11 protein-coding genes are annotated in these 12,512 nt (G+C 59.2%); 2 read left to right on the top strand and 9 right to left on the bottom strand.

Translation table 11 applies throughout. From position 1 onward, the window contains the following. Positions 1-254: hypothetical protein (locus BN1130_RS22810; protein ID WP_232301905.1), on the top strand; the 254-nt coding region annotated here is incomplete at its 5' end. Positions 255-472: 218 nt separating this feature from the next. Here BN1130_RS22810 and BN1130_RS01425 read toward each other — a convergent pair. The 9 genes from BN1130_RS01425 to sdhC form a co-directional block, all read right to left on the bottom strand. Next, entirely contained in the window at positions 473-910 is a 438-nt protein-coding gene (locus tag BN1130_RS01425) for a YcgN family cysteine cluster protein (protein ID WP_042039830.1), read from the bottom strand. A gap of 264 nt (positions 911-1,174) precedes the next feature. Next, positions 1,175-2,047, bottom strand: a complete 873-nt coding sequence (gene sucD, locus BN1130_RS01420) for a succinate--CoA ligase subunit alpha (RefSeq protein WP_042039826.1) — start codon at positions 2,045-2,047, stop codon at positions 1,175-1,177. Continuing rightward, on the bottom strand, positions 2,047-3,213 hold the full coding sequence (gene sucC / locus BN1130_RS01415; protein WP_042039825.1) for an ADP-forming succinate--CoA ligase subunit beta: 1,167 nt from the start codon (positions 3,211-3,213) through the stop codon (positions 2,047-2,049). Before sucC ends, sucD begins: the two co-directional genes overlap by 1 nt. A 92-nt stretch (positions 3,214-3,305) precedes the next feature. Continuing rightward, the gene (gene odhB / locus BN1130_RS01410) at positions 3,306-4,490 is read right to left on the bottom strand and encodes a 2-oxoglutarate dehydrogenase complex dihydrolipoyllysine-residue succinyltransferase (RefSeq protein ID WP_042039824.1); all 1,185 of its coding nucleotides are present in this window, start codon (positions 4,488-4,490) and stop codon (positions 3,306-3,308) included. 33 nt (positions 4,491-4,523) lie between these two features. Beyond that, the gene (sucA, locus tag BN1130_RS01405) at positions 4,524-7,334 is read right to left on the bottom strand and encodes a 2-oxoglutarate dehydrogenase E1 component (protein ID WP_042039822.1); all 2,811 of its coding nucleotides are present in this window, start codon (positions 7,332-7,334) and stop codon (positions 4,524-4,526) included. Positions 7,335-7,461: 127 nt separating this feature from the next. Continuing rightward, a complete protein-coding gene (locus BN1130_RS01400) occupies positions 7,462-8,178 on the bottom strand; it encodes a succinate dehydrogenase iron-sulfur subunit (protein ID WP_042039820.1) in 717 nt (238 codons plus the stop codon). 94 nt (positions 8,179-8,272) lie between these two features. Next, positions 8,273-10,039, bottom strand: coding sequence for a succinate dehydrogenase flavoprotein subunit (gene sdhA, locus BN1130_RS01395; RefSeq protein ID WP_042039819.1), 1,767 nt, complete (start codon positions 10,037-10,039; stop codon positions 8,273-8,275). Position 10,040: 1 nt separating this feature from the next. Then, positions 10,041-10,385 (bottom strand): succinate dehydrogenase, hydrophobic membrane anchor protein, encoded by a 345-nt coding sequence (sdhD, locus tag BN1130_RS01390; RefSeq protein WP_005896890.1) that lies wholly within the window; start codon positions 10,383-10,385, stop codon positions 10,041-10,043. Then, positions 10,379-10,768 carry a succinate dehydrogenase cytochrome b556 subunit gene (gene sdhC, locus BN1130_RS01385; protein ID WP_042039818.1) on the bottom strand — a complete coding sequence of 130 codons (390 nt, stop codon included), beginning with the start codon at positions 10,766-10,768 and terminating at the stop codon, positions 10,379-10,381. Before sdhC ends, sdhD begins: the two co-directional genes overlap by 7 nt. Positions 10,769-11,202: 434 nt before the next feature. Here sdhC and BN1130_RS01380 point away from each other — a divergent pair, with 434 nt between their 5' ends. Next, positions 11,203-12,489 (top strand): citrate synthase, encoded by a 1,287-nt coding sequence (locus BN1130_RS01380; protein WP_042039817.1) that lies wholly within the window; start codon positions 11,203-11,205, stop codon positions 12,487-12,489. Positions 12,490-12,512: the final 23 nt, after the last annotated feature.

The following is a 12,512-nucleotide window of genomic DNA, read 5'->3' as shown; positions in this document are numbered from 1 at the left end:
CCATATTCAGGACGGGACATAGCCATGAAAAAGAGCCGCAGATGCGGCTCTTTTTTTATGTCCAAACACGCTCCACACTCAGCGTTCTGCGCTATTTCAACGCCGTCATCACCGCCAGCGGATCTTCTGCTATGAAGGGTGTCGCTGAATGCGGCAACAGCAGGCAAGAAGCGCGACGCTCCTCATCAGCCCACCTCAGGGACAGGCAACGCCGCCAAGCCCTCACTGGCGCAATCGTCTCTCCCCTTATCTGACTGGATCACCCCCCTCCCCGTGCCACTCTGCCGGACTCGCGACTGCCCACCCATTGCCAGCTCGCGGCCTGCTTTGATAACCCCACGCCAGCTGAGCCTCAGGCCCTCATCCTTAGCTAAGAGCCCAGAGTCACCCTCGTTACCTTCGGGCAAACCCGGACGCCAGAAACGGCAAGAGCCACCTGGGTGGCTCTTGCAGATAACAGAAAGCGGCTGGCTCAGCTGGCCCAGGTGATGATGTGATCTTCCCACTCACCAGCGTCACGCTCATGGATGACCTTGCCGCGCACCGACTGCCCCGCCTGGTGCATGGCGCTGCGGCTGCCGGTGATGAGCGGGTGCCACGCAGGCAGGGTCTGCCCCTCGGCCAGCAGGCGATAGGCACAGCTCGATGGCAACCACTGGTACTCGTCAATCTTGTCCACCGTGATCTGCAGGCAGTCCGGCTCCTTCTTGAAGCGGTTGTGATAGTCGGAGCACTGGCAGCTCTTGGTATTGAGCAGGTTGCAGGCCACGTTGGTGAACACCAGCTCGTCGGTGTCTGCGTCGATGAGCTTGTTGAGGCAGCACTTGCCGCAGCCGTCGCACAGGGACTCCCACTCGGCATTGGTCATCTGCTGCAGGGTCTTTTCCTGCCAAAAAGGCGTTGGCTGCATATTATCGACTTGCTGCATGGAGGGGGCTCGCTAAATAGACCAGGAAAGCGCGTGGTTATACCCCTTATCCCGCTATTTTTCAAGATGAAGGGTGTAGTGGTCGAATTATCACTGACATTATTTTGTCATCCGGTTTGAAGCCGTATGACCACTCCCCTTTGAGGGCAACTGTCAGGTGAATACCATCACCATACCTATTAAGCGCCATAAAAAATGCCGACTCTAGGGTCGGCATTTTTATCAGAGATAACGGGCTGACAGGAATTACCAGCCGGTTACTTCGCGCAGGGCCTTGCCGATGTCGGCCAGGGAGCGCACGGTTTTCACACCGGCATCTTCCAGGGCGGCAAATTTCTCGGCAGCCGTGCCTTTACCGCCAGCAATGATGGCGCCAGCATGGCCCATACGCTTGCCAGGAGGCGCGGTGACGCCTGCGATGTAGGAGACGACCGGCTTGGTGACATTGGCCTTGATGTAGGCAGCAGCCTCTTCTTCGGCACTGCCGCCGATCTCGCCGATCATCACGATGGCTTCGGTCTGCGGATCGTTCTGGAACATCTCCAGAATGTCGATGAAGTTGGAGCCCGGGATGGGGTCGCCACCGATACCGACGCAGGTGGACTGGCCGAAGCCCTCGTCCGTGGTCTGCTTGACCGCTTCATAGGTCAGGGTGCCGGAGCGCGACACGATACCGACTTTGCCCGGCTTGTGGATGTGACCCGGCATGATGCCGATCTTGCACTCACCCGGGGTGATCACCCCCGGGCAGTTCGGACCTATCATGCGCACGCCGGTTTCCTGCAGCTTCACCTTGACGTCCAGCATGTCCAGGGTCGGGATGCCTTCGGTGATGGTGACGATGAGCTTGATGCCGGCATCGATCGCTTCCAGGATGGCGTCTTTGCAGAACGGAGCCGGGACATAGATGACGGAGGCAGTGGCGCCAGTGGCTTCCACGGCATCACGCACAGTGTTGAATACCGGCAGGCCCAGGTGAATGGTGCCACCCTTGCCTGGCGACACGCCGCCGACCATCTGGGTGCCGTAGGCAATCGCCTGTTCGGAGTGGAAAGTACCCTGGCCGCCGGTGAAGCCCTGGCAGATGACCTTGGTATCTTTGTTGATCAGAACGCTCATTATTTGGCCTCCGCTGCTTTAACCACTTGCTGCGCTGCGTCAGTCAGACTCTTGGCGGCGATGATGTTGAGGCCGCTTTCGGCCAGTTTCTGGGCACCCAGTTCGGCATTGTTGCCTTCCAGACGCACCACGACGGGCACCTTGACACCCACTTCCTTGACCGCGCCTATGATGCCTTCGGCAATCATGTCGCAGCGTACTATGCCGCCGAAGATATTGACCAGTACGGCTTGCACCTTGCTGTCAGACAAAATGATCTTGAAGGCCTCGGTCACGCGCTCCTTGGTGGCGCCACCGCCGACATCCAGGAAGTTGGCCGGGGAACCGCCGTGCAGGTTGACGATGTCCATGGTACCCATGGCCAGACCCGCGCCGTTGACCATGCAGCCGATGTTGCCATCGAGGGCCACATAGTTCAGCTCCCACTGGGCGGCGTGCGCTTCGCGGGGATCATCCTGGGAGGGATCGTGCATCTCGCGCAGCTTGGGCTGACGGTACATGGCGTTGGCGTCGATGTTGATCTTGCCGTCCAGGCAATGGAGGTTGCCCTTGTCGGTGATCACCAGCGGGTTGATCTCCAGCAGCGCGAAGTCGCAATCCTGGAACATCTTGCCCAGACCCATGAAGATCTTGGTGAACTGTTTGATCTGCTCGCCGTTGAGGCCCAGCTTGAAGGCCAGTTCGCGGGCCTGATAAGCCTGCGGGCCGACCAGGGGGTCGATGGCCGCCTTGTGAATGAGCTCAGGGGTCTCGTGGGCAATCTTCTCGATGTCCACGCCACCTTCGGTAGAGGCCATGAACACCACGCGGCGGCTGCTGCGATCGACCACGGCGCCCAGGTAGAGCTCCTTGGCGATGTCGGTGCAGGATTCCACCAGGATCTTGGTGACCGGCTGACCATTGGCATCAGTCTGGTAAGTGACCAGATTCTTGCCGAGCCAGTGTTGGGCAAAGGCACGGATCTCATCCTTGCTCTTGGCCAGTTTGACGCCGCCCGCTTTACCGCGGCCACCGGCGTGCACCTGGCACTTGACGACCCACATGTTGCCGCCAATCTTGTCGGCAGCTTCCGCCGCTTCTTGCGGGGTAGCGCAGGCATAACCTTCGGAGACCGGCAGGCCATATTTGGCAAACAGCTGTTTTGCCTGATATTCATGCAAATTCATGATGTTCTATCCGTGTTGTCGTTATATCCGTTGGGGTGTTTCTCAATGCCCCTGCGATAGGGGCCCGGACAGGCCCCTATATTCTTGTGTGATCAGACGTCCAGCAGCAGACGGGTCGGATCTTCCAGCAACTCCTTGATGGAGACCAGGAAGCCCACCGACTCACGACCGTCGACGATACGGTGATCGTAGGAGAGGGCCAGGTACATCATCGGCAGGATTTCCACCTGGCCGTTTACCGCCATCGGGCGGTCCTGGATCTTGTGCATCCCCAGGATGGCGCTTTGCGGCGGGTTGATAATCGGCGTGGACATCAGGGAACCGAACACACCACCGTTGGTGATGGTGAAGTTGCCACCGGTCAGCTCATCGACGGTCAGTTTGCCGTCGCGGCCCTTGCCGGCCAGCTCCTTGATGGCTTTTTCGATGTCGGCCAGGCTCATGCTGTCGCAATCGCGCAGTACCGGCGTCACCAGGCCACGGGGGGTGGAGACGGCGATGCTGACATCGAAGTAGTTGTGATAGACGACGTCATCACCGTCGAGCGCCGCATTCACTTCCGGGTAGCGCTTGAGGGATTCGACCACGGCCTTGACGTAGAAGGACATGAAGCCCAGCTTGATGCCGTGTTTCTTCTCGAAGATCTCGCCGTACTGCTTACGCAGCTTCATGATCGGCGCCATGTTGATCTCGTTGAAGGTAGTCAGCATGGCGGTGGTGTTCTTGGCCTCCAGCAGACGCTCGGCGATGCGCTTGCGCAGGCGGGTCATGGGCACGCGCTTCTCGGTGCGTGCAGCCAGCGGTGCCACCGCGGCGACCGGGGCAGCGGCCACCGGCGCGGCGGCAGGCTTGTTACCGCTCTTGATAAAGGCTTCCACGTCTTCCTTGGTGATGCGACCACCCTTGCCGGTGCCGCTGAGTTTGGCGACGTCGATGGCATGTTCGGCCACCAGACGGCGCACCGAGGGGCTCAGATCGTCACCCGCGGCATCGGCCGAGGCCTCGACCGGCTTCTCTTTGGTCTCTTCGCCCGCCACGGGGGCGGCCTTGAGCATGGCGATCAGCTGGCGGGAGAGCACGGTCGCCCCTTCGGCCTGCAGGATGTCACCGAGAATACCGGCTTCCGGCGCCGGGACTTCCAGGACAACCTTGTCGGTCTCGATGTCGACCAGTACTTCATCACGGGCAACCAGATCCCCTGGGCGCTTGTGCCAGGTGGCGATGGTGGCGTCGGCCACTGATTCCGGCAGGTCCGGTACCTTGATCTCGATAGTCATGTAATCAGTTCCTTGTTACTTCTTGTTCAGGGCTTAGGCCAGAGTAAGGGCATCTTCCACCAAGGCTTTCTGCTGCTTGGCGTGGACAGACATGTAACCGACCGCGGGTGAGGCGGAGGCCGGACGACCGGCGTAACGCAGGGTAGCACCGGCTTGCAGCACGCCATCGTAGTGATGACGGGTGCTGTACCAGGCGCCCTGGTTCTGCGGCTCTTCCTGGCACCAGACAAAATCGGTGACGTGGGCGTAATCGGCGAGGATGGCGCGCACTTCCGCTTCCGGGAAGGGGTAGAGCTGTTCGATGCGCACCAGCGCCACGTCCTGCTGCTCGGCCTTGCGACGGGCATCGAGCAGGTCGTAGTAGACCTTGCCGGAGCAGAACACCACTCGCTTGACGGCTTTGGGATCCAGTGCATCGATCTCGCCGATGGCATTCTGGAAGGTCCCCTCTGCCAGCTCTTCGAGCTTGCTGACCGCCAGCGGGTGGCGCAGCAGGGACTTGGGCGACATCACGATCAGCGGACGACGCATGGGACGGATCACCTGGCGACGCAGCATGTGGTAGACCTGGGCCGGGTTGGAGGGTACACAGACCTGCATGTTGTGCTCGGCGCACATCTGCAAGTAGCGCTCCAGACGGGCGGAGGAGTGCTCCGGGCCCTGGCCCTCGTAGCCGTGGGGCAGCAGCATGGTCAGGCCACACATCCGGCCCCACTTCTGCTCACCGGAGGAGAGGAACTGATCGATCACCACCTGGGCACCGTTGGCAAAGTCGCCAAACTGCGCTTCCCAGATGGTCAGACCGGTCGGCTCAGTGGTGGCGTAACCGTACTCGAACGCCAGCACAGCCTCTTCGGAGAGCACAGAGTCGTACACCTCGAACGGACCTTGTTCATCACTGATGTTGCACAGCGGGGTATAGGTGCTGGCATCTTTCTGGTTGTGCAGTACCGCATGGCGGTGGAAGAAGGTGCCACGGCCGGAATCCTGCCCGGTGATGCGGATGCGGGAACCCTTGTCGACCAGGCTGGCGTAGGCCAGGGTCTCGGCGAAGCCCCAGTCCAGCAGCTTGTCGCCGGCGGCCATGGTGCGCCTGTCTTCATAAATCTTCTCGACCTGACGCTGCAACTGATGCGCCACCGGATACTGGCTGACCCGCTCACCCAAGGATTTGAGTTCGTCGAGGGGCAGACCGGCGTCATAGGACATGGCCCAGTCGTGACCCAGATACGGGGACCAGTCGACGGAGTGCAACTCCATGGGGCGCCACTCTTTGACCACCCGCTCCCCTTTGTCCAGGGCATCGCGGTACTCGTTGACCTGAGCGGTCGCCAGTTCCTGACTGACGATGCCTTCGGCAACCAGCTGATCGGCGTAGATCTTGCGCGGGGTCGGATGCTGCTTGATCTTCTGGTACATCAAGGGCTGAGTCGCACTCGGCTCGTCGGCCTCGTTGTGACCGTGACGACGGTAGCAGACCAGCTCGATCACCACGTCACGCTTGAAGGTGTTGCGGTAATCCAGGGCAATCTGGGTGACCAGCACCACGGCTTCCGGATCGTCACCATTGACGTGCAGCACTGGGGCCTGAACGGCCTTGGCGATGTCGGTGCAATATTCGGTGGAGCGCACGTCACGCATGTTGGAGGTGGTGAAACCCACCTGGTTGTTGATGACGATGCGCACTGTCCCGCCGACGCCATAGGCACGGGTCTGGGACATGTTGAAGGTCTCGGCGACCACCCCTTGCCCGGCGATGGCCGAGTCACCGTGGATGGTGATGGGCAAGACGCTTGCGCCATCCTTGTCACCCCGTCTGTCCATGCGGGCACGGACGGAGCCGATGACCACAGGGTTGACGATTTCGAGGTGAGAAGGGTTGAAAGCCAGCGCCAGGTGGACGTTGCCGCCCGGGGTGGCGAAATCGGAGGAGAAGCCCATGTGGTACTTCACATCCCCGGTGCCCCAGGACTCGCCATGCTTGCCGGCGAACTCGTCAAACAGCTCCTGAGCACGCTTGCCAAGCACGTTGATCAGTACGTTGAGGCGGCCACGGTGGGCCATGCCGATGACGGCTTCCTTGCAACCCTGCTCACCGGCGCGACGGATCAGCTCCTTGAGCATGGGCACCATGGCATCGCCCCCTTCCAGAGAGAAACGCTTGGCGCCGGGGAACTTGGCACCCAGGTATTTTTCCAGCCCTTCGGCGGCGGTCAAGTTCTCGAGGATGCGGGTCTTCTCTTCCAGGCTATAGCTGCCCTTCCCTTCGATGGATTCGAGGCGGTCTTGCAGCCAACGCTTCTCTTCGGTGGAGGTGAGGTGCATATAGTCGGCGCCGATGGAGCCGCAATAGGTCTTCTTGAGCGAGGCGACGAGATCGGAGAGCACCATGGTCTCGCGACCGATGGCGTAGGAACCCACATTGAAGGTGGCCCCCATGTCTGCGCCCTGCAGGTTATGGAAAGCCGGATCGAGTTCGGCAACGGTTTCCCGGGCCCAGAGACCGAGGGGATCCAGCTTGGCGTTCTGGTGACCACGGAAACGGAAGGCATTGATCAGTTGCAGTACCCGCACCTGTTTGGCATCCACTTGCGGATCGGACACGGCGGCACTGAAACGGGAGGGGTCCTTGGCCAGACGACGGAAATAATCGCGGACCTGAGAGTGGGGTTGTTCGACCGCGTGACCATTGACTTGGGGCAGCGAAGCAAAAATGCTGCGCCACTCGTCGGCGACGGATTCGGGATCGTCCAGGAAGGATTCGTACAAATCCTCTATATAGCTTGCATTCGCACCAGCCAGGTGAGATGACTCCAACCAGGCCTTCATCACGCCGTTATGCATGTCTATCCCTTGTACTTCTTGTCACTGCCGCTTGGCAGTTTTTGTAGGGGTCAAACAGCCACCCTTCCAGGGGTTGAGTGGCCATCCAGAGGTCGGGCCCCTGCCCTTGCGGCGGGGCCCTGGCTTATTACACAGCCCGATTAAGCAACATCGACTTGATGTGACCGATGGCCTTGGTCGGGTTCAAGCCCTTGGGACAAACGCTCACGCAGTTCATGATGCTGTGGCAACGGAAGACGCTGAAGGCATCATCCAGATTGCCCAGACGCTCGGTCGCTGCACTGTCGCGGCTGTCGGCCAACCAGCGGTAGGCGGCGAGCAGGCCAGCGGGGCCGATGAACTTATCCGGGTTCCACCAGAAGGAGGGGCAAGAGGTCGAGCAGCAGGCACAGAGGATGCATTCGTACAGGCCGTCGAGCTTGGCACGCTCTTCAGGGGATTGCAGGTGCTCACGCACGGGCGGCAATTTATCTTCATTGATGAGGAAGGGTTTCACCTTCTCCCACTGGGTGTAGAACTGGGTCATGTCTATCACCAGATCCCGGATCACCGGCAGGCCTGGCAAGGGGCGGATCACCACCTTGCTACCCTTCTTCAGCAGATCCGACAGCGGGGTGATACAGGCAAGACCGTTCTTGCCATTCATGTTGATGCCGTCCGATCCACAGACCCCTTCGCGGCAAGAGCGGCGGAAGGACAAGGTGGGATCCAGCTCTTTCAACTGGATCAGTGCATCGAGCACCATCATGTCGGAACCTTCAGGAATATCAAGACGATAATCCTTCATATGGGGGGCGTTATCAACGTCCGGGTTATAGCGATATACCGAGAATGTGACGTTCATTGTGCTTTGCTCCGCAATCAATATGTCCACGCCTTCGATGAGAGATGGGAATGCCTCCCACCTCTTCATAGACCGGCCAGGCGTGGTTCCGCAATCAGTAAGTCCGCACCTTGGGTGGGAAGGCCTCGCGAGTTTTCGGAGACATATTGACCGCACGGCGGGTCATGGACTCAGTGTCCGGATGGTAGAGGCTGTGGCACAGCCAACCCTCATCGTCACGCTCCGGGAAGTCGAAGCGGCTGTGGGCGCCCCGGCTCTCGGTACGGAAGTTAGCCGCAACCGCAGTGGCAAACGCCGTCTCCATCAGGTTGTCCAGCTCCAGACATTCGATGCGCTGGGTGTTGAACTCCTTGGAGGTGTCATCCAGACGGGCATTTTTGAGACGCTCGCGGATGCGCTTCAGCTCGGCCAGCCCTTCTGCCATGGCATCCCCTTCGCGGAACACCGAGAAGTTGCGCTGCATACAGTCCTGCAGGTCCTTGCGGATCTGGGCGGGATCTTCGCCATCACGGTTGGCTTCCCAACGATTGAAGCGGGTCAAGGCAGCCTCTAGATCGGCTTCTGACGCCTCGCGGCCATGCTCCATGTCGCCCAGGGTATTGACCAGGTGAATACCGGCTGCGCGGCCGAACACGATGAGATCCAGCAGGGAGTTGCCGCCCAGACGGTTGGCACCGTGTACGGAGACGCAGGCGATTTCACCCACGGCGAACAGACCGACCACGGGCACGTCATTGCCGTCCTTGTCCTGACTCAGACATTGACCATTCACGCTGGTCGGCACGCCGCCCATCATGTAGTGGCAGGTCGGGATGACAGGGACAGGCTCGACGACCGGATCCACGTGGGCAAAGGTACGCGACAGCTCGCAGATGCCTGGCAGACGAGATTCGAGCACCTCTTTGCCGAGGTGATCCAGCTTGAGCTTGACGTGCGGACCCCAGGGGCCATCGCAGCCACGGCCTTCACGGATCTCGATCATGATGGAACGGGCCACCACGTCACGACCGGCCAGGTCTTTGGCGTTGGGGGCATAACGCTCCATGAAGCGCTCACCGTCTTTGTTGAGCAGGTAACCGCCTTCACCGCGGCACCCTTCGGTGACCAGCACCCCTGCCCCGGCGATACCGGTCGGGTGGAACTGCCAGAACTCCATGTCCTGCACACCGACCCCGGCGCGCAGCGCCATGCCGACACCGTCACCGGTGTTGATGTGGGCGTTGGTGGTGGACTGGTAGATGCGACCGGCGCCGCCAGTGGCGAGCACGGTGGCCTTGGCCTTGAAGTAGACGACTTCACCGCTCTCCATGTCGATGGCGGTGCAGCCAACGATGTGGCCATCCTGGTTCTTGACCAAGTCCAGGGCATACCACTCGGAGAAGACGGTGGTCTTGCTCTTCACGTTCTGTTGATAGAGGGTGTGTAGCAGGGCGTGACCGGTACGGTCTGCCGCAGCAGCAGTACGGGCGGCCTGCTCACCACCGAAATTCTTGGACTGGCCGCCGAAGGGGCGTTGATAGACACGGCCGTTGTCGAAGCGGGAGAAGGGCAAGCCCATGTTCTCCAGCTCGTAGACAGCTTCCGGGCCCGTCTTGCACATGTATTCGATGGCTTCCTGATCACCGATGTAATCGGAACCTTTGACCGTGTCATACATGTGCCATTGCCAGTTGTCGTCATGGGCGTTGCCCAGAGCAACCGTGATACCGCCCTGGGCGGATACGGTATGAGAGCGAGTCGGGAACACCTTGGACAGCAAGGCACAGCTCTTGCCAGATTGGGCGATTTGCAGCGCAGCGCGCATGCCAGCGCCACCGGCGCCAATCACCACGGCATCAAATTCACGAGTTGGAATAGTCACCTTATACACCCCACAGCACGACGAACGCCGTCATCAGATAGACAAACAAGACCACTACCAGGGCAAATTGCAGCGCGCCCCGCAGACCTACCGGCTTGATATAGTCGGTCAGCACCTGCCACAGACCGATCCAGGCATGGATCAGCACAGAGAACAGGGCCAACAGGGTGAACACCTTGGTGAAGGTACTGGCGAAGAAGCCGACCCAAACGTCATAGGTGATGTCGTTGAAGGCGACGAATCCCACCAGATAGAGGGTGTAAAACGTCATGATGAGTGCGGTGGCGCGGATCAGGATGTAATCGTGAACGCCGCTGCGCCCGAAGGTTGCAGAATTGGTTACCATACCAGTACCCCCGCCAATACCGCCAAAACGCCGGTGATCACGAAGGCCACACGGGCGCTCTGTGAGCCGGATTCCAACTCTTCCCAATAGCCCATATCCATGATCAGGTGACGTATACCAAGCACGATGTGGTAGGCGAGCGCCGTCAGGATCCCCCAGAACACGAGTTTGACCAGGATGTTGTCCAGGATGGACATCACTGTGTCAAAACCCTCGGGAGAGGAAAGGGAAGTACCAAGCATCCACAGCAAGATGGAAAGCGCCACAAAGGTGATCACCCCTGAGACACGATGCAAGATGGAAGCGATGGCGGTGACAGGAAAGCTGATAGTCTGTAGGTCGAGGTTTACAGGTCTCTGTTTATTTTTCACGGCTTTGCCCACTCAGCTCCATTGAGCACGTTAGTTATTGTTTTCACAAACTATTGAGGGCACGGAGTGGCATTTGTTAGGTTTTTGTTACCAAAACAACTCGGAAAAGCCAAAAATAACATTTTCATTATCACATCTGGCTTTGCGAAAGCGTTTCAAACACCGACAGCCATCACCCACGAGGCGCAGTATATCGGCGGGCTTAACCAATGACAATCAAATAGCTACAAAGAAAACCCAAAACCGTAAACCAGATCTCACATCCTGTTTAACAAGGCATTAATGATCATTCAGCAAAATTGACAAGGAGGGGGATCTCTGGTTCAAATAAGGCGCTCCAGCCGCCCCCCGGGGAAGAAAAGGGTGAGAAACCCTTTTGCCTGAGTCATCAATCTCGTAATAGAGTACGACTGGAACTAATTATAAAAGAGCAAAGGAGACGTGCTATGGCTGATAAAATAGCCACCCTACACTTACCCGGAAAAGAGCCGGTCGAACTGCCGATCCTGTCCGGAACCCTGGGACCCGATGTGATTGACGTCAGAAAATTGGGCGCTCAGGGCTATTTCACCTTCGACCCCGGCTTTATGGCCACAGGTTCTTGTAAATCCTCCATTACTTACATCGATGGCGATCAAGGTGTCTTGCTGCACCGTGGTTACCCCATTGCCCAGTTGGCTACCCAAGCTAGCTATCTGGAAGTCTGCTACATACTGCTCTACGGCGAAGCGCCGACCAAGGCCCAGTACGCCGAGTTCGAACGCATGGTCATGCGCCATACCATGGTCCATGAACAGATCGTTTACTTCTTCCGCGGCTTCCGCCGTGATGCCCACCCCATGGCCATCATGTGTGGTGTGGTCGGTGCCCTGTCCGCCTTCTATCATGACGCGCTGGACATCAACAACGAACAGCACCGCGAGATCTGCGCCTTCCGCCTGCTCTCCAAGATGCCGACCCTGGCTGCCATGAGTTACAAATACTCGGTCGGCCAGCCCTTCATGCATCCGCGCAACGGCCTCTCCTATGCGGGCAACTTCCTGCATATGATGTTTGGGGTGCCGACCGAAGAGTACAAGGTCAACCCCATCGTCGAGCGCGCCATGGATCGCATCTTTACCCTGCATGCGGATCACGAGCAGAACGCCTCCACCTCTACCGTGCGACTGGCGGGCTCCTCTGGCGCCAACCCCTTCGCCTGTATCTCCGCCGGGATCGCCTCCCTGTGGGGTCCGGCCCACGGTGGTGCCAACGAAGCCTGTCTCAAGATGCTCGAAGAGATTGGCTCCGTGGAGCGCATCCCCGAGTTCATCGAGAAGGCCAAGGACAAGAACGATCCTTTCCGCCTCATGGGCTTTGGTCATCGGGTCTACAAGAACCACGATCCCCGTGCCCAGGTCATGCGTCAGACCTGCCACGAGGTACTCGAAGAGCTGCAGATCAAGGATCCGCTGCTGGCCGTGGCCATGGAACTGGAACGCATTGCGCTGTCCGACCCCTACTTCATCGAGAAGAAGCTCTACCCGAACGTGGACTTCTACTCCGGCATCATCATGAAGGCCATCGGCATCCCGATCACCATGTTCACCGTGATCTTCGCCATGTCCCGTACCATTGGCTGGATTGCCCACTGGAACGAGATGCTGTCTGATCCGGATCAGAAGATTGGCCGCCCGCGTCAGCTCTATGTCGGCGCGTCCGAGCGTGAATTCACCCCTCTGGAGCAGCGCTGATCAGCGCTAGCCACATCGGGTGA

Source organism: Aeromonas rivuli, assembly GCF_000820045.1.
Lineage (GTDB): Bacteria > Pseudomonadota > Gammaproteobacteria > Enterobacterales > Aeromonadaceae > Aeromonas > Aeromonas rivuli.
This window is presented reverse-complemented; position numbering and strand designations above follow the sequence as displayed.

Bases quoted from the DNA above. Each gene is read 5' to 3' on its own strand.
- BN1130_RS01425 (WP_042039830.1), bottom strand. From the start codon at position 910: ATGCAGCCAACGCCTTTTTGGCAGGAAAAGACCCTGCAGCAGATGACC.
- sucC (WP_042039825.1), bottom strand. From the start codon at position 3,213: ATGAATTTGCATGAATATCAGGCAAAACAGCTGTTTGCCAAATATGGC.
- sucD (WP_042039826.1), bottom strand. From the start codon at position 2,047: ATGAGCGTTCTGATCAACAAAGATACCAAGGTCATCTGCCAGGGCTTC.
- BN1130_RS01380 (WP_042039817.1), top strand. From the start codon at position 11,203: ATGGCTGATAAAATAGCCACCCTACACTTACCCGGAAAAGAGCCGGTC.
- sucA (WP_042039822.1), bottom strand. From the start codon at position 7,334: ATGCATAACGGCGTGATGAAGGCCTGGTTGGAGTCATCTCACCTGGCT.
- sdhD (WP_005896890.1), bottom strand. From the start codon at position 10,385: ATGGTAACCAATTCTGCAACCTTCGGGCGCAGCGGCGTTCACGATTAC.
- BN1130_RS01400 (WP_042039820.1), bottom strand. From the start codon at position 8,178: ATGAACGTCACATTCTCGGTATATCGCTATAACCCGGACGTTGATAAC.
- odhB (WP_042039824.1), bottom strand. From the start codon at position 4,490: ATGACTATCGAGATCAAGGTACCGGACCTGCCGGAATCAGTGGCCGAC.